This is a genomic window from Larkinella knui (genome assembly GCF_003858645.1).
Classification (GTDB): domain Bacteria; phylum Bacteroidota; class Bacteroidia; order Cytophagales; family Spirosomataceae; genus Larkinella; species Larkinella knui.
On record NZ_RQJP01000006.1, the window covers coordinates 357,466 to 373,277 of the forward strand.

Below are 15,812 nucleotides of genomic sequence, written 5' to 3' on the forward strand. Positions count from 1 at the left end.
AATAAATTTGACAAAACGGTTACATTTTATAACTTCCTGCCAATCACCTTAACTACTTAACCCATGCTGAAAGAATTTAAGACCTTCATTGCTCAGGGCAACGTGCTGGATTTAGCCGTGGGCGTTATCATTGGAGCCGCTTTCGGAAAAATAACCACATCGCTGGTTGAAGATATTATCAATCCGATTTTGGGCCTGATTACCGGTGGCGTCGATTTCAGTCAGTTAAAAATTGTCCTGAAAGAAGCCGTCGGCCAAACCCCGGAAGTTGCCATCCGGTACGGCAATTTCTTCAACATCGTGCTTCAGTTTTTAATCATTGCCTGGGTCGTGTTCCTCATTGTTAAAGCGGCCAATCGCCTGCGCGTGTCATCGTCGCTGGAAAAGAAAGAATAACCTTTCCACTGTACCCACTCCATTCACCCCGCTTTCGAGTGGGGTTTCTTTTTTTAAGCAAAAAGATTGTCCAACGGGCGGACAGACTACGGCGAAACTTCTATTTTTGTCCCTTGTATATACGAATCGCATGGAAGTAGAGAAGCCGTTGATGGTCGTTCTGGGTGGCGGAGAAAGTGGCGTTGGAGCCGCTTTGCTGGCAAAGGCAAAAGGATACGACGTTTTTCTGTCCGACAAAAGCCTTTTACAGGAATCATACCGCCAGATTCTTCAGCAGCAAGCCATCCCGTTTGAGGAAGGGCAGCATACCGAAGAACGCATTCTGCGGGCCAGCGAGGTCGTGAAAAGCCCCGGTATTCCCGAAAAAGCACCCCTAATTCAGAAACTACGGTCGCAAAACATCCCGGTTATTTCAGAAATCGAGCTGGCGGCCCGCTACACAAAAGCCCGACTGGTCGGAATTACGGGCAGCAACGGCAAAACCACCACAACGCTTCTTACCTACCATTTGCTGAAAACCGCCGGGCTCAACGTCGGGCTGGCGGGCAACATCGGCGACAGCTTTGCCCGGCAGGTTCTCGAAAATTCGTTCGACTATTATGTGCTGGAGTTGAGCAGTTTCCAGCTGGACGACATGATTCAGACCCGGATAAATGTTGCCATTCTGCTCAATATCACCCCTGACCATTTAGACCGCTACGAATACCAGTTTCAGAACTACGTCGAGTCAAAATTCCGGATCCTGCAAAACATGACTCCGGCCGACACATTTATTTACTACGCGGAAAACCCGGCCATCAGCGAAACCCTGCCGGTTAAAAAACCGGTGAGCCGGCTGCTGCCCATTTCGCTGATCGATACCCCAAAACCGGGTGCATACCTGAAAGACGGTTTGCTGGTTATAAACGACGGTCATCAAACTTTTGAAGTCGCTCAGGCCGATTTGCCGTTGAAGGGCAAGCACAATGCCATCAACATCCTGGCGGCTACGCTGGCAGCTCAGTCGGTAGGTATACAACCGGACGCCCTGCGCCGGGGCTTGCTGACGTTTCAGAATGCGGCCCACCGGCTCGAACCGGCGGGTGAAATCAGGGGCGTGCAGTTCATCAATGACTCCAAAGCGACGAATGTCGATTCGGTCTACTATGCTTTGGAAAGCATCACTACGCCAATTGTGTGGATTGCGGGCGGTTTGGACAAAGGAAATGAGTATGATCAGCTGGCACCGTTGGTACGGGAAAAAGTAAAAGCGTTAATTTGTCTGGGAAAAGACAATCGAAAGCTGATCAGCTATTTTTCGGACCGCGTTCCGACGCTGTTCGAGACCCAAGACGTCAACGAAGCCGTTGCCAAAGGATTAGCGCTAGCCAATCCGGGCGATACGGTCTTGCTATCACCCGCCTGCGCCAGTTTCGATTTATTTCGCAATTACGAAGACCGGGGAAACCAGTTTAAAGAAGCCGTTAAAAGAATTATGAATGATGAATGATGAACGATGGGTGTTAGGCGTCAGCCATTCATCGTTCATCATTCATAACCCATCATTATAGATATGACCATTTCACCGACCGACTGGCTGAAAAACAACATCAAAGGCGATTACCACATTTGGGGCGTGGTGTTGTTCTTTTCGATTATGAGTATTGCCGTTGTCTACAGCGCGACGGGCACGATGGCGTATCAGAAGCTGCAATCGACGGAGCATTACCTCTTCAAACACGGCGCGCTGGTGGTGCTGGGACTGGCCTGCATGTGGGTGGCCCACCGGTTTAACTACGTCTATTACGCCCGGCTGTCCCGATTTGGCATGTGGCTGTCGGTGCCACTACTGTTATGGGCCTACTTTAAAGGGACCAACCTGAACGAGGCATCACGCTGGATCACGATTCCGTTAATTAACCAAACCTTTCAGCCCTCAGATTTAGCCAAACTGGCGCTGATCTCCAACCTGGCGGCCATGCTGGCCAAACGGCAGCACATCAAAAAAGAGCAGTACGAACCCCGGATTCTGGTCAACATGATTGTCTGGATCGGAATTATCTGCGCCTGCATTGTGCTCAGTAATGCTTCAACGGCGGCTTTACTGGCCGCAACCTGCTTTTTATTGATGTTTATCGGACGTGTACCCAGCAAGTATTTGCTCATCATGGTGGTGGTTTGCATGATCATGGGTAGCTTTGCTCTTCTGATAGGCCAGCGGGCCAAAACATCCAGCAGTCGTCTGACCAATTACTGGCAGACCTTTCAGGGAAAGCGACCGCCCGAATTTCAGGTTGAACAATCCTACATCGCGCTGGCCCACGGCGGAATTTATGGCCAAGGGCCCGGAAACAGCCACCAGCGTAACTTCCTGCCCCACTCCTATTCCGACTTTATTTTTGCCATGATCGTGGAAGAATACGGGCTGATCGGCGGTATTGTCATCATTGCGGCTTATCTCTATTTGCTTTGGCGCGGGATGCGGGCCATCCGAAAAGCCAACCGGGCGTATGGCGGTTTGCTGTCGGCCGGGCTAACGTTCAGCATCGTTATTCAGGCGATGATCAATATGGCCGTTTCCGTGGGACTGGTTCCGGTAACGGGCCAGCCGCTGCCGTTGCTAAGTATGGGTGGAACGTCGCTGCTCTTCACGGGAACTGCCATCGGTATCATCATCAGCGTGAGTCGCGGGGAAGCCGATGAAAGTAAAATTTAATACAACTCGCTGATTACGAATACTTTCTAAAGCGTCGTAATTTTAATTCGTAGTCAATCAATGCCAAAACGCATCATCATCAGTGGTGGAGGAACCGGCGGACACATTTATCCGGCGATTGCCATTGCCAATGAACTGAAAACCATCGATCCAGCCATCGAAATCCTGTTTGTGGGGGCAGAAGGAAAGATGGAAATGGAAAAAGTGCCGCGGGCGGGCTACCGAATCATCGGCTTGCCGGTGGTCGGTATTAAACGACAGTTGACGCTTGAGAATCTGGCATTTCCGTTCAAACTCGGGCGGAGTTTTCTGCGCGCCCGGCAGATCGTCCGCGAATTCGGGCCGGATGTGGCGGTGGGCGTCGGTGGTTACGCCAGCGGGCCGGTTTTGCTGGCCGCTTCGTTGAAAGGCATTCCCACGCTGATTCAGGAGCAGAATTCGTATGCCGGATTGACCAACAAGCTTTTGTCACGGGGGGCCAGAACAATTTGCGTGGCCTATCCGGGCATGGAAGCGTTTTTTCCGGCTCAAAAAATTAAACTGACCGGCAATCCCGTCCGGACCGACATTATGCAGGCCATCGGGAAACGCACCGAAGGTCTGGCTTTCTTCAACCTGGAACCAAACCGGAAAACGTTGCTCATTATCGGCGGGAGTCAGGGCGCGCGGACCATCAACGAAAGCATCGAAAAAGACCTTCGTTTACTGATCCAGTCGGGCCATCAGGTTGTCTGGCAAACCGGGCCATTGTTCATCGATCGCGCCCGCAAAGCCATCGCCGATGCTGGTGCCAGTCAGGTGAAAGCGTTTGATTTTATTTACGAAATGGATCTGGCTTACGCAGCGGCCGACGTGGTCGTATCCCGGGCCGGAGCCTTGTCGGTATCGGAACTTTGTCTGGTCGAAAAACCGGCCATTCTGGTACCCTTCCCGGCCGCTTCGGAAGACCATCAAACTAAAAATGCCTTGAGTCTGGTGAACCGGCAGGCGGCATTGCTGGTCAACGACCACGCGGCCCCTTCCGAGCTGGTTCCGGCGGCTCTGCGGCTTTTAGACGATCCTGACCAACAGCAAAAACTCAGTCAGCATATCCGCGAACTCGCCCGGCCCAAAGCCGCCCGCGAAATTGCGGAAGAAGTTTTAAAATTGATCAAATGAATAACATCCGGTACGTTTATTTTCTGGGCATTGGCGGTATTGGCATGAGTGCTCTGGCGCGGTGGTTTTTGGTAAATGGCTATGAAGTAGCCGGTTACGACCGGACGTCTACGGCCCTGACCGACGCCCTGCAACAGGAAGGCATGGCCATTCATTTTGAGGAAGATGTGGAACAAATACCGGCTCGTTTCCGGGAAAACCGGGAGGAAACGCTGGTCATTTACACGCCCGCCGTACCGAAAACCCACCGGGAATACCTCTACCTGACCGAACACGGTTTTACGTTACAGAAGCGTTCGCAGGTGCTCGGTTTCCTGGCCGGACGGATGACAACCGTGGCCATTGCCGGAACCCACGGCAAAACGACGACCTCGTCAATGGTGGCGCATATTCTGAAGGATTCCGGGACCAACTGTGCGGCTTTTCTGGGCGGTATTACCCAGAATTACGGCACCAATTTTTTGCTGAACGAACCGACCGACGATCTGTCAAAAGTCATTTGTGTGGTCGAAGCCGATGAATTCGACCGGTCATTTCTGACGCTGTTTCCGCAGGTGGCCATTGTCACGTCCACCGACGCCGACCACCTGGACATCTACGGCGATCACAACGCGGTTCTGGATTCGTTCCGTGCTTTTGTCAGTCAGATTAAACCGGATGGCACGTTGTTCATGAGACGCGGGCTGGCCCTGGCCGACCGTACACCGGCCACCGTTTATGACTATTCGTTAGACGAAGGCGCTTACCACAGCCAAAACCTCCGGATCGAAAATGCCTGCTTCGTTTTTGATATTGTTTATCCTGAGGGAGTTATCGAAAATGTGGCCTTGCAAATGCCCGGTTTTCATAACGTGGAAAATGCCGTAGCGGCCACTGCGGCTGCTCTTCAAGTAGGGGTTGCACCGGAAGCGATTCGGCAGGCGCTCGGAAATTATAAGGGCGTAAAACGTCGTTTCGAGTATATACTCAAATCAAAAAACGTTATATTTATCGATGATTATGCCCATCATCCGGCCGAAGTATTTGCCTTTTTGTCGTCATTGAAAGCCTTGTATCCCGAGCGGAAGGTAACGGCCATTTTTCAGCCGCACCTCTTTAGCCGGACGCGTGACTTCGCCGATGAATTTGCCAAGAGCCTTTCGCTGGCGGATCGGGTCATTTTGCTCGATATTTATCCGGCCCGCGAGTTACCCATTGAAGGCGTGAGTGCCGACCTGATTTTTAAATCGATTGTGTCTGAAAATAAAGTGCAATGTACCAAAGCCGAACTGCCCGATCTGCTGCGAAACGACCCGCCGGAATTGGTGGCAACCATCGGTGCGGGCGACATCGACCAGATGATTCCGGTGTTGCGACACCTATTTGAGACCAATCAATAAAAATTCACCTTTTTTAAAGTTAATAAACACGGATGTTTTCTATTTTTCCCTTAAATAGAACTTTCATTCTGACCGTCGCAGGATTGTCCATTTTGGTGGGGCTCATTGCCTTTACTGAACACCGGCAAAATCACCGGCAATGTGAGGGTATCGACATCCGGATGGACGAAGTGGACGGTCACCGGTTTCTGAACCGGAACGATGTCCTGAAAACGCTCACCAACGAAGGAGCGGATCCCTTGCTGGGCGATGATTACGCCGACATGGATTTAAAGCTTTTAGAAAAGAGGCTGAAACAGAACGGTTTGATAAAAAGTTGTCAATTATATCGCGATTTAAAAGGAATTTTGATCGCCGATATCAAGCAGCAACGACCTTTGGCACGGCTGGTTCCGGACGGTGATGAGGCAAAATCGGCTTATGCCGGTTATTATTTAACAGAAGAGGGTCACTGGTTTCCGTTGTCTCTGAATTACACGGCGCGGGTCGTTTTGGTGTCCGGCCCTTACTTTAGCGAACGAAAGTCGCTGACGACGGAGAAAAATCAGCCCTTGCTTGAGTTGCTCAGGCAGATTGAAAAGGACCCGTTCTGGAAAGCACAGGTAGCGCAGGTGGTGGTCGACCGAAATCGTGAAGTTACGCTGATTCCGCAGGTGGGTGACTGCCTGATCGAAATTGGCCAACCGGTTGAACTGGAGTCGAAATTTGAAAAGATTAAATTGTTTTACAAACATATCCTGCCATTGAAAGGGTGGGAACGATACCGTAGGGTAAGTGTACAGTACCGTAACCAGATTGTGTGCGAATGATACCTAAGCAGGAAGAAATTATAGTTGGACTGGACATTGGTAGCACCAAAGTGTGCGCCGTGGCCGGTCGTCTTATCCGCAATAACGATCACGCTCGCCTGGATGTCCTGGGCGTGGGAAAAGCCGTCTCCAAAGGAGTCACCAAAGGCTCCGTTGTCAACATTGGCCAGACTGTCGAAGCCATCAACCGGGCCGTTGAAGAAGCCGCCGGGCAGGCTAACATTGATATTCACGTTGTCAATGTGAGTTTCTCCGGCCAGAACGTAACCGCCCGCCGGCAACACGGAAGCATTACGCGTACCTCGCCGGGCGATGAAGTCGTCGCCGACGACATCGATCATCTGGTTGGTGACATGTATCGTTCGGTGTTGCCCGCTGGAGCCGAGATCGTTCATGTGCTGCCGATGGATTTTACGGTCGACAGCGAATCGAACATCGACTATCCCGTTGGCCGAATTGGCGTTAAGCTGGAAGCTGATTTTCAGGTCATTACCGCACAAACCAGTTCGGCGTCCTATACCCGGAAGTGTATTCAGCGATCCCGTTCGGTATCCTCCCAGAAAGAGCCCCTCGAAAACGACAAGTTCCTGCTGGCACCTTTAGCGTCGGCTTTAGCGGTTTTGACCGATGAAGAAAAGCACGCGGGTGTTGCCCTGGTGGACATTGGTGGCGGAACGACCGAAATTGCGATTTACCACAAAAACGTGCTGCGGCATGTGGCCGTGGTACCGTATGCGGGAAATAGCCTGACGGCCGACCTTGAAATCGGTTGCCGGGTTTTGCCGACGCAGGCCGAACTGCTAAAAACCAAGTTTGGCAGTGCCGATCCGAGCGATTTCCGACTGAACGAAGTTGTTGCCGTTCCGAATCTGAGTGGGCGGCCACCGAAAGATATTCTCCTGAAGAACGTCGCACTGGTAATTGAAGCCCGTCTGAAAGAAATTGCAGCCATGGTGCAGGCCGAAATCATCCGGTCCGGTTACCGCGACAAACTGGTAGGTGGCGTTGTTCTGACGGGCGGTACAGCCTCCATTTCGGGCATCGAACGGATTTTTGAACGCGTTACCGGCTTAGATGTTCGGATCGGATTTCCGGATCAGCTGGAGCACAACGTCAAAGCCGATCTGGTCAGTGATCCGGCTTTTGCCACGGCGGTGGGCCTGGTGTGGGCTGGTTTTAAACGCCTGGACGACCGGATTCCGTTACAGCATGCGGTTTTGCACCCGGTAAGCGGGAATGGCCACCTCGGTTCCGGACCCGGATACGGTGGGAATGGCAACAACGGAAAAGAGCCCGTCAAAGGCAAGGAAAAAGAAAAGAGCGGGGGCAGAATCCTCAAATGGTTTCAGAATTTTCTGAACGACGATATCGGGAAAGAACTCGGTCCCGACGACCGGTACAATCAGTAAGTACTCAGTTTTGGCGGCACGACGCATTGGCTATCCAGCGTTACCAAATATATATTTAAGCAAAAAACATTAGCAGGTATGCCAGAGGCATTGGAGTACGGCATGAGGTTTGAATTCCCCGACGAGGAAGATGAACCAATTATTAAGGTAATAGGCGTCGGTGGGGGTGGCAGCAATGCCGTCAACCACATGTTTCGAATGGGCGTAAAGGATGTAGATTTTATCGTTTGCAACACCGATCGCCAGTCGCTGACCAACAGCCCGGTAAAAACCAAAATCCAGCTCGGAGCCCTTCTGACGTCCGGATTGGGAGCCGGAACCAACCCGGAAGTGGGCCGTCAGGCTGCGTTGGAAAATACGGAAGATATCCGGCAATTGCTGGGTGAACCCACCAAAATGGTTTTCATTACGGCGGGTATGGGGGGCGGAACCGGTACGGGAGCCGCACCGGTTATTGCGCAGATTGCCCGGGAAATGGGTCTGCTGACGATTGCCGTCGTTACGGCTCCGTTCGACTTCGAAGGAATCGAGAAGCTGGATCAGGCCATGCGCGGTATCGACGAATTGAAGGAATACTGCGACACGGTTCTGGTGATTCTCAACGATAAACTAGCGGAAATATTCGAGGATTTCCCGATGGATCAGGCGTTTGCCAAAGCGGATGACGTATTGGCAAATGCCGTAAAAAGTATCGCGGAAATCATTACGGTGCAGGGCGAAATCAATGTCGACTTTATGGACGTGAAGCGGGTGCTGGAAGGCGCTGGCCAAGCGGTTATGGGCTCGGCCGATGCGGAAGGTGAAACCCGTGCATTGACTGCCATTCAGGATGCACTCAACTCGCCGTTGCTCAACGACCGCGACATCCGGGGTGCCAAACGGATTCTGCTCACGATGGCGTCGGGACCAGATGCCCGCACGACCATGAAGGAACTGCAAATCATTACCGGCTACATCAAGGAAAAAATCGGTAAGGATAAGCAGGCCCATCTGTTCAAATACGGTACGATTAAAGACAAAACGCTGGGCAAAAACCTCCGCGTAACGGTGATTGCGGCCGGTTTTGACTTACCGGCCGAACGGCCGGATTTCCCGCCAACGAACTGGAAACAGCCCGAACCGGAGCTGAAAAAAGAGGAGGCAACTGACGAATTACCCGGAGAGGAAGAAGACATTGAACTGGTAACGGAAGATCAGTCCCAGGGTACTGACACGTTAACGCGGGGCGGTGGCAACATCGATGTCGTCCCCGTTCCTGACCCGGTAACCCGCCCTCACCTGACCAGTATCGACGATATTCTGGTGGATGAAAAACGGGAAGATGACTTGCTGCAAATCCAGAAAATGATCGAAGGTTTTACGCATGGTCGCTATTCCGAACGCGAGCGCGAACTGGAAACACCGGCTTTTGCGCGTCAGAAAGTGAATCTTCATGAGCTGCCGCTTCTGGACGAGCGGGATATCATTCGTACCCGCCTGAATGATTAAACTCGATGGTCATAACTTCACATGCCAAAGACGCCTTTCGGGCGTCTTTGGCATGTAGAGCAATCCTGATCTCTTACAAACAGTTCACTGGCTCAGTCCCGGTTTTTCAGAAAGGCAGTCAAACTGACCGGAGGGCGGCCCAGCAAGGTTTGCAGCGCGGTATCAGGCTGATTGAAATCATTGTGCTTCATGGCTTCGGCCATTCCTGAGTAGACTTTGACGACCGGAGCCGGCAAGTGCTTCATTAGTTCGGCTTCGTAAGCACTGGTCGGAATGTCTACGTATTCGACGGGAGTTCCGTTCTGGGTGAGCGCATCGGCAATATCGCTGAACGACCAGGCCACCGGAGATCCAATATCATAGATTTTGTTCGCGTGACCTTCCGTAGTCAGGGCGTTTGCCAGGGCTTCGGCCATATCGGCCCGTAAGGCAAAACTAACTTTGCCATCACCAGCCGGAAAATAGAGTTTACCGGACTGAGCCGCGTTGCCAATGACCATCGGCAGCACATCCAGGTAAATGTTGTTGCGGAAAATGGTGTAGGTCAATCCCGATTCTTTCAGCGCCTTTTCGGTGAGATAATGATCAATGCCGGGCGTAAACCGCGCATCAGGTGATGGATTCGTGGCGCTGGTATAGAAAATATGCTTTACACCGGCTTCTTTGGCGGCCTGTACCGCAGCGGTATGCTGCCGAACCCGTTCTTCACCAACGGCTGAACTGGAAATCAGCAGGAGTTGGTCGACGCCAGCCAGGCTTGCCGCCAACGACGCCGGGTTGTTGTAATCACCCGTGCGAACCTGTACGCCTTTAGCCGTTAAATCGGCAACTTTTGCGGGGTCTCTGACGATGGCAATCAGTGAACCGGGGCTGGTTTTGGTCAATAAATAGTCGAGCGTGGTTTTTCCTAAATGGCCAGAGGCTCCGGTGATGGCGATCATGGTATGAATTGATTTTAACAGCTTATTAGTTACTTTTGGTAACTCAAATGTATTTGGTAACTAAAGTTCTCACAAGAAGGCATTTCTTGGTACGTCAGGCACATGGACAGAACTAATGTTGATTATCAGCAGGATAGCTTGCAAAAAAAGCTGAATAAAATTTTACAGCCCACCGTGGGCGTCCTGGCGCCGTGCCCCATTCGGAACATTCTTGACCGTTTTAGTGATAAATGGTCCACCTTATCGATTTTTCACCTGGGCGATGCAGGCACGTTGCGGTTCAATGAATTGAAGAAGCGAATCGACGGGATTTCGCAGCGGATGCTTACCGTAACGCTTCGGACGCTGGAACGCGACGGGTTGGTAAAACGCCGGATGTTTCCCGAAATACCGCCCCGGGTTGAATACGAACTGACCGAGTTAGGCCGAAGTTTTTTGATGCAGATTATAGAACTTGGCGAGTGGGCAAGCGATAACAGCGACCAAATTCTAAAAGCCCGGGAACAGTATGCCACCCGGGAACATTCGGCAAGCGCCGTAAAATGGTGAGTTTGTAATCAGGCACTTCTCGTGAAGGAGCCCCGCAATCAAAATTCAATCAGCTGCTGCGCCTGTTGTTGCAACAGCAGGTTATACAAATCATTGTGCAACGCCCCCTCTTTCCAGTAGTTCCTGATCTGTGCCAGTTTTACGCGAAGCGCTAATGTATTGGTTCCGAGGTAACTAAAAATATCGTTTAAATGGCTGAGAGCCAGTGCTCCGCCCTGGTGATTGGCCGACAGACCAACGAGGGCCACTTTTTTATTCGATAAACCGCTGGGGTAGCTCATACCGTCGATGAAGGCTTTCAGAACGCCGGGGTACGAATTGTTGTATTCCGGAACGATAAACACCATTTTCTTCGCCCGTTCAACCACTTCCTTGTAGCGGTTGAACTCCGGGTTTTTTCCCGTATTTTCGTACAAAGCCGTTGTCACAAAATCCGGGGGAAGCCCGCTCAAGTCGAGAATACTACTTTGGCTACCAAGCTCTTGCAGAATAGTGTGGTAATAATCAGCAATATGGCGCGACATGGAGTCTTTCCGATTGGTGCCGACAATGATAATAATTGAATTTTCGCTTACCGGTTCGGTAGGATTTGGATTCATACCCTTGATTTCGTTCGACTGACTTATACACTCAGTTGCAGCAATAACAACCCATTCCGGTTTTAGTTCAAGTATAAAAATGACCCATCAAGACGTTAAAGTGGAGTTGATGGCCCTGGGGAATCCCGAAAAAGCCGTTTTTTTCAAACGATTTTTCAAAACCGGGCCGGGGCAATACGGCGAGGGCGATGTATTTCTGGGCCTGTCGGTACCGCAACAGCGGATTGTCGCTCAAAAGTATCGTCTGCTTTCTGCCGACGAAACGGAAAAGCTGGTGCAGGATGCGTATCACGAATGCCGCCTGACCGGTTTACTCATCTGGACCAATCAGGCGAAGCGCCCCGGCGAGGAAAACCGGCAACTGATTTTTGACTATTATCTCCGCAATAAGCATTTCGTCAATAACTGGGATCTGGTGGACACGAGTTGCCCCGGCATCGTCGGAAACTACCTGCTCAACAAAGACCGCGGTATTTTATACGAACTGGCCCGGGAAAACTACCTGTGGTCGCAGCGGATTGCGATGATTTCCACGCTGGCTTTTATCCGCAAAAATCAATTTCAGGACACTTTTCAGATCGCCGAACTGTTGCTCAGTCATCGGCACGATTTGATTCATAAAGCCGTTGGCTGGATGTTGCGGGAGGTTGGCAAAAAGAATCCGGATGCACTGGAAGAGTTTCTGCACGACCACGCGGGGCGGTTTCCACGGACGGCTTTGCGGTATGCCATCGAGCGGTTTGAGCCGGCGCGTCGAAAGTACTACCTTGATCTATGACCACCCCTGCCGTTTTCTTACTATCTTTGCCCCCTGCTCTAAAAGAAAAGGTACTGATTGCGAACTGTTAACTGGAGACTGACACCCTATGTCGTGGTTTATCCGTAAAGAAAAAGGTATCAACACGCCCACCGAAGAGAAGCGCGAAGCGCCGGACGGATTGTGGTACCAATGCCCGAATTGCAAGAAAATAATGCACACGCGGGAGCATAAAGTCAACGCTTATACCTGCGTACACTGCAACTACCACGAAAAAATTGGTTCGGATGCGTATTTTTCCATCCTGTTCGACGACGGTATTTTTACCGAACTGGATGCCAATATGACCTCCGGCGATCCGCTGAAATTTGTCGATACGAAGCCGTATCCGGAGCGGGTAAAAGCGACCATCAACAAAACCCACCTGAAAGATGCCGTTCGGTCGGCCTACGGGAAGGTGAACGAACTGGACGTCACGATTGCCTGCATGGATTTTAACTTCATCGGGGGTTCGATGGGATCGGTGGTGGGCGAAAAAATTGCGCGGGCCATCGATCATTCGCTGAAAACCCGGACGCCGTTCGTGATGATTTCGCGGTCGGGTGGAGCGCGGATGATGGAAGCCGGTTATTCGCTGATGCAAATGGCCAAAACGTCCGCCAAACTGGCGCTGTTGTCGAAGGAGAAAATACCGTATGTTTCCCTGTTGACCGACCCGACAACCGGCGGTGTAACGGCTTCGTTTGCGATGCTGGGCGATTTCAACATTGCCGAGCCGGGTGCTTTGATCGGTTTTGCCGGTCCCCGCGTCATTCGCGAAACCATCGGAAAGAACCTGCCCGAAGGCTTCCAAAGCGCCGAGTTTGTTCTCGACCACGGTTTCCTGGACTTCATCGTCGATCGGAAAGATTTGAAAGACAAGCTGACGAGTTTGTTTAAAATGTTGCAGTAGCGTTTCTGTATGCCGACGATTTGGATACAGGATGGTTTTCGGTTTTTCTTTTTTAGCAACGAACATGAGCCATTACACGTTCATATCGAAAAGGGTGACTCCGCTGCGAAGTTTAATTTAATACCGGTCGCTTTGGTGAAGAATGAGGGCATGAAAAGCAAAGACCTGAAGAAAGCCGAAGCAATCATCGTTGAACGACAGCAGGAGTTCATTACGAAATGGAAAAGCTATTTTAATTGAAGATTGACATGGATACTGCGACGTTATTGAAAAGCTTAAAGGTAAATACCGTCTGGTTCGATGCCGAAAAGGTTTATTTTAATCTTACAGATGGACGAACGATCGGTAGTCCCCTAACCTGGTTTCCGAGACTTAAGAATGCCAGCGATAGCCAACGTCAAAACTGGCGTTTGATTGCGGGCGGCTACGGAGTTCACTGGGAGGAAATTGACGAGGATCTATCGGCGGAAGGTATGTTACTCTACAATCTTCAAACAAACCCGTAACTACATGCGCCTGGTCTCCCACCCCGTTCTCTGCAATTACTACATCACCTATCGCTGCAACGCGACCTGTAGTTTCTGCGACATCTGGGAGCGCCCCTCGCCCTATGTGACGCTGGAGAACATGCGCGACAACCTGCGGGATTTGAAACGGCTGGGTGTCCGCGTCATCGATTTTACGGGGGGCGAACCGCTGCTGCATCGCCAGCTGGACGACTTGCTCCGCGAAGCCAAGAACCTCGGCCTGATTACGACCATCACGACCAACGGGCTGCTGTACCCGAAATACGCCGAACGACTGCACGGCCTGGTCGATATGCTGCATTTTTCGCTGGATTCACCGATTGCCGAAGAACACGACAAATCACGGGGTGTGAAGTGTTTCGACAAGGTGATGGAGTCCATCGCCATCGCCCGCAGGCTGGGCGAACGACCGGACATTCTGTTTACGGTTTTCGAACACAACGTTCACCAGATCAAGCAACTTCACGAAGAAATCTGCCTGCCGAACGATCTGGTGCTGATTCTGAACCCGGTTTTTGAGTACAATGACGTCGAAACCGGGGGCGGTTTTTCGGAGAAAACCCTGCAGGAAATGACGCGGTGGGGCAAGCAGAAAAACGTATACCTCAACGACGCCTTCATTCAGCTCCGGCGCGACGGCGGCAACCACGTCGAAGATCCGGTTTGTCTGGCCGGCAGCACCACGCTCGTAATTTCTCCGGAAAACAAACTGGTATTGCCCTGCTACCACCTGGGCCTGAAAGATTTTCCTATCGAAGGCCAGTTGTATAACCTGTACCGCTCCGACGAAGTGCAGAAATTGGTTGCGCTCGAGGGCCGTCTGCCAGCCTGCGAAGGGTGCGCCATCAACTGCTACATGCAGCCGTCGTTCGCTGTTGAAATGAACCGGTATTGGTGGAAGGCTCTTCCCAGCACGTTAAAGTACAACCGCATCAAGGGCACCTGGAAGCAATTGTTCTAAGCGGTTTTTTCACCGTTTGATTACCTTATTCGAATAAACCCTTCCGCGCGCCGACGTCCGGATCACATACAAACCCGGGGCCAGCTGTTCGTTTCCAATCGCCTGCTCGTGTTCCAAAGCCGCCTTCCCGGCAGCAACTTCCTGAAGAATTCTGCCCTGGCTATCCAGCAACTGAAACGTTGCCGTGGTGGGTTTGCTGCTTTTCAAGACGACCAGAAAGCGGTTTTGCGAGGGGCTTGGGTAAACCGTAACCGATAAGTCCCGGTCATCGATGTGGTCATTTATGCCCGTTAGCAGTTCCCGTTCCACGGCCGGTTCATAGGGCGGAACGGTACCGGGCGTGCCTCCATCAGCGATGAGGGTCACCATATCGAAAACCGTCTCACTGATTCGCTGACCCTTTCGCCACTCTTCAGCCGCCAAAGCAAAGCCGTAGGTTCCGGTTTCGGTGGGAGAATCCCACACCAGCCGACCATCCTGCCGACCAATTTTGAACGTGCCTCTACGCGTTACGTCGTTGGGAAAGGCATAACCCGCAATCGGCAGACTGCCCCGATTACACGCGCCGGTCTGTGGCCGAACCAGGTAATGAACGACACTGTCACCTTCGGAATCCGTGGCAAGAAAATTATACTCCGCTTTTTGATTGACCGTTCCTGTTAAACGGCTGTCAAAATCCTGAAATACGGGTGTGGTGTTGGACTGCGTTGAAACGAACGTTGTCTTTATATAGAAAAGCGTACTGAGCGCATTGGGAATGTTACGGGATTGGGTCCGATTACTGGGAAATGCGGATATGGTCCGGGAGCCGGTTCCATTGCCGTTGTACGTGTGCGTAATACGGTATTCGTTCAACAGAATACCGCCCTTCAGCAGCCGACTGCTGGTCCGGGCTACGCTAACAGGTTCTGCCCCATCGTTCAGACAAACCAGAACACTTGTTTCCTGCTGGCCAGCGCCAGAACTTTCCATGTAGAGTTTAACCGTAATTTCGTAAGTTGAAGCAGCGACATTCCGAACCTGAATGTAGCCACCGATAAGGTGGGTACCCAACACCGGTAATGAGCTAAAAATCAGCAAAAAGGCAGCGATCTTTCTCATGATGAAAGGGAGAAGGAAATGAGCGGTACTGCCGCAATTGACCCTGGTAATTTTGAAACGGAGAACGCAATTTTGTAGTATTACGAGTGTC

At 51.5% G+C, this 15,812-nt stretch carries 17 protein-coding genes; 14 read left to right on the forward strand and 3 right to left on the reverse strand.

Annotation, left to right across the window (positions count from 1 at the left end):
* Window positions 1–63 precede the first annotated feature (63 nt).
* From mscL to ftsZ, 8 genes are all read left to right on the forward strand, one after another.
* On the forward strand, window positions 64–396 hold the full coding sequence (mscL, locus tag EHT87_RS27455) for a large-conductance mechanosensitive channel protein MscL (RefSeq protein ID WP_124909978.1): 333 nt from the start codon (window positions 64–66) through the stop codon (window positions 394–396).
* A gap of 130 nt (window positions 397–526) precedes the next feature.
* Window positions 527–1,885, forward strand: coding sequence for a UDP-N-acetylmuramoyl-L-alanine--D-glutamate ligase (gene murD, locus EHT87_RS27460; RefSeq protein ID WP_124909979.1), 1,359 nt, complete (start codon window positions 527–529; stop codon window positions 1,883–1,885).
* Between the two features lie 63 nt (window positions 1,886–1,948).
* Window positions 1,949–3,091 (forward strand): FtsW/RodA/SpoVE family cell cycle protein, encoded by a 1,143-nt coding sequence (locus EHT87_RS27465; protein WP_185716365.1) that lies wholly within the window; start codon window positions 1,949–1,951, stop codon window positions 3,089–3,091.
* Between the two features lie 60 nt (window positions 3,092–3,151).
* On the forward strand, window positions 3,152–4,249 hold the full coding sequence (gene murG / locus EHT87_RS27470; protein ID WP_124909980.1) for an undecaprenyldiphospho-muramoylpentapeptide beta-N-acetylglucosaminyltransferase: 1,098 nt from the start codon (window positions 3,152–3,154) through the stop codon (window positions 4,247–4,249).
* Entirely contained in the window at window positions 4,246–5,628 is a 1,383-nt protein-coding gene (murC, locus tag EHT87_RS27475; protein WP_124909981.1) for a UDP-N-acetylmuramate--L-alanine ligase, read from the forward strand. Before murG ends, murC begins: the two co-directional genes overlap by 4 nt.
* An 83-nt stretch (window positions 5,629–5,711) precedes the next feature.
* Complete coding sequence (locus tag EHT87_RS27480; RefSeq protein WP_229321403.1) at window positions 5,712–6,437, forward strand: cell division protein FtsQ/DivIB; 726 nt, start codon at window positions 5,712–5,714, stop codon at window positions 6,435–6,437.
* Window positions 6,434–7,846 (forward strand): cell division protein FtsA, encoded by a 1,413-nt coding sequence (ftsA, locus tag EHT87_RS27485; RefSeq protein WP_124909983.1) that lies wholly within the window; start codon window positions 6,434–6,436, stop codon window positions 7,844–7,846. Before EHT87_RS27480 ends, ftsA begins: the two co-directional genes overlap by 4 nt.
* 78 nt (window positions 7,847–7,924) lie before the next feature.
* On the forward strand, window positions 7,925–9,334 hold the full coding sequence (gene ftsZ / locus EHT87_RS27490) for a cell division protein FtsZ (protein WP_124909984.1): 1,410 nt from the start codon (window positions 7,925–7,927) through the stop codon (window positions 9,332–9,334).
* Between the two features lie 92 nt (window positions 9,335–9,426).
* On the opposite strand, the gene EHT87_RS27495 is transcribed toward ftsZ, so the two are convergent.
* Window positions 9,427–10,275 (reverse strand): SDR family oxidoreductase, encoded by an 849-nt coding sequence (locus tag EHT87_RS27495; RefSeq protein ID WP_124909985.1) that lies wholly within the window; start codon window positions 10,273–10,275, stop codon window positions 9,427–9,429.
* 102 nt (window positions 10,276–10,377) lie between these two features.
* Here EHT87_RS27495 and EHT87_RS27500 point away from each other — a divergent pair, with 102 nt between their 5' ends.
* Window positions 10,378–10,824 carry a winged helix-turn-helix transcriptional regulator gene (locus EHT87_RS27500; protein ID WP_124909986.1) on the forward strand — a complete coding sequence of 149 codons (447 nt, stop codon included), beginning with the start codon at window positions 10,378–10,380 and terminating at the stop codon, window positions 10,822–10,824.
* Between the two features lie 38 nt (window positions 10,825–10,862).
* Here EHT87_RS27500 and EHT87_RS27505 read toward each other — a convergent pair whose 3' ends face one another.
* Window positions 10,863–11,423, reverse strand: coding sequence for an NADPH-dependent FMN reductase (locus tag EHT87_RS27505; RefSeq protein WP_124909987.1), 561 nt, complete (start codon window positions 11,421–11,423; stop codon window positions 10,863–10,865).
* A gap of 79 nt (window positions 11,424–11,502) precedes the next feature.
* Here EHT87_RS27505 and EHT87_RS27510 point away from each other — a divergent pair, with 79 nt between their 5' ends.
* The 5 genes from EHT87_RS27510 to EHT87_RS27530 all read left to right on the forward strand — a co-directional run bounded on the left by EHT87_RS27510 (window position 11,503) and on the right by EHT87_RS27530 (window position 14,620).
* The gene (locus EHT87_RS27510) at window positions 11,503–12,201 is read left to right on the forward strand and encodes a DNA alkylation repair protein (protein WP_124909988.1); all 699 of its coding nucleotides are present in this window, start codon (window positions 11,503–11,505) and stop codon (window positions 12,199–12,201) included.
* 88 nt (window positions 12,202–12,289) lie between these two features.
* On the forward strand, window positions 12,290–13,132 hold the full coding sequence (gene accD / locus EHT87_RS27515) for an acetyl-CoA carboxylase, carboxyltransferase subunit beta (RefSeq protein WP_124909989.1): 843 nt from the start codon (window positions 12,290–12,292) through the stop codon (window positions 13,130–13,132).
* Between the two features lie 9 nt (window positions 13,133–13,141).
* Window positions 13,142–13,372 (forward strand): DUF4160 domain-containing protein, encoded by a 231-nt coding sequence (locus EHT87_RS27520; protein ID WP_124909990.1) that lies wholly within the window; start codon window positions 13,142–13,144, stop codon window positions 13,370–13,372.
* Window positions 13,373–13,380: 8 nt separating this feature from the next.
* Window positions 13,381–13,638, forward strand: a complete 258-nt coding sequence (locus tag EHT87_RS27525) for a DUF2442 domain-containing protein (protein ID WP_124909991.1) — start codon at window positions 13,381–13,383, stop codon at window positions 13,636–13,638.
* Between the two features lie 4 nt (window positions 13,639–13,642).
* Window positions 13,643–14,620 (forward strand): radical SAM protein, encoded by a 978-nt coding sequence (locus EHT87_RS27530; RefSeq protein WP_124909992.1) that lies wholly within the window; start codon window positions 13,643–13,645, stop codon window positions 14,618–14,620.
* A 9-nt stretch (window positions 14,621–14,629) separates the two neighbouring features.
* Here EHT87_RS27530 and EHT87_RS27535 read toward each other — a convergent pair whose 3' ends face one another.
* Window positions 14,630–15,721, reverse strand: coding sequence for a T9SS type A sorting domain-containing protein (locus EHT87_RS27535; RefSeq protein ID WP_124909993.1), 1,092 nt, complete (start codon window positions 15,719–15,721; stop codon window positions 14,630–14,632).
* Window positions 15,722–15,812 lie beyond the last annotated feature (91 nt).

Coding starts and splice junctions, on each gene's coding strand:
- EHT87_RS27465 (WP_185716365.1), top strand. CDS start 1,949: ATGACCATTTCACCGACCGACTGGCTGAAAAACAACATCAAAGGCGAT.
- murC (WP_124909981.1), top strand. CDS start 4,246: ATGAATAACATCCGGTACGTTTATTTTCTGGGCATTGGCGGTATTGGC.
- EHT87_RS27525 (WP_124909991.1), top strand. CDS start 13,381: ATGGATACTGCGACGTTATTGAAAAGCTTAAAGGTAAATACCGTCTGG.
- accD (WP_124909989.1), top strand. CDS start 12,290: ATGTCGTGGTTTATCCGTAAAGAAAAAGGTATCAACACGCCCACCGAA.
- EHT87_RS27535 (WP_124909993.1), bottom strand. CDS start 15,721: ATGAGAAAGATCGCTGCCTTTTTGCTGATTTTTAGCTCATTACCGGTG.
- ftsZ (WP_124909984.1), top strand. CDS start 7,925: ATGCCAGAGGCATTGGAGTACGGCATGAGGTTTGAATTCCCCGACGAG.
- mscL (WP_124909978.1), top strand. CDS start 64: ATGCTGAAAGAATTTAAGACCTTCATTGCTCAGGGCAACGTGCTGGAT.
- EHT87_RS27510 (WP_124909988.1), top strand. CDS start 11,503: ATGACCCATCAAGACGTTAAAGTGGAGTTGATGGCCCTGGGGAATCCC.
- ftsA (WP_124909983.1), top strand. CDS start 6,434: ATGATACCTAAGCAGGAAGAAATTATAGTTGGACTGGACATTGGTAGC.
- murG (WP_124909980.1), top strand. CDS start 3,152: ATGCCAAAACGCATCATCATCAGTGGTGGAGGAACCGGCGGACACATT.
- murD (WP_124909979.1), top strand. CDS start 527: ATGGAAGTAGAGAAGCCGTTGATGGTCGTTCTGGGTGGCGGAGAAAGT.
- EHT87_RS27500 (WP_124909986.1), top strand. CDS start 10,378: ATGGACAGAACTAATGTTGATTATCAGCAGGATAGCTTGCAAAAAAAG.
- EHT87_RS27520 (WP_124909990.1), top strand. CDS start 13,142: ATGCCGACGATTTGGATACAGGATGGTTTTCGGTTTTTCTTTTTTAGC.
- EHT87_RS27530 (WP_124909992.1), top strand. CDS start 13,643: ATGCGCCTGGTCTCCCACCCCGTTCTCTGCAATTACTACATCACCTAT.
- EHT87_RS27505 (WP_124909987.1), bottom strand. CDS start 11,423: ATGAATCCAAATCCTACCGAACCGGTAAGCGAAAATTCAATTATTATC.
- EHT87_RS27495 (WP_124909985.1), bottom strand. CDS start 10,275: ATGATCGCCATCACCGGAGCCTCTGGCCATTTAGGAAAAACCACGCTC.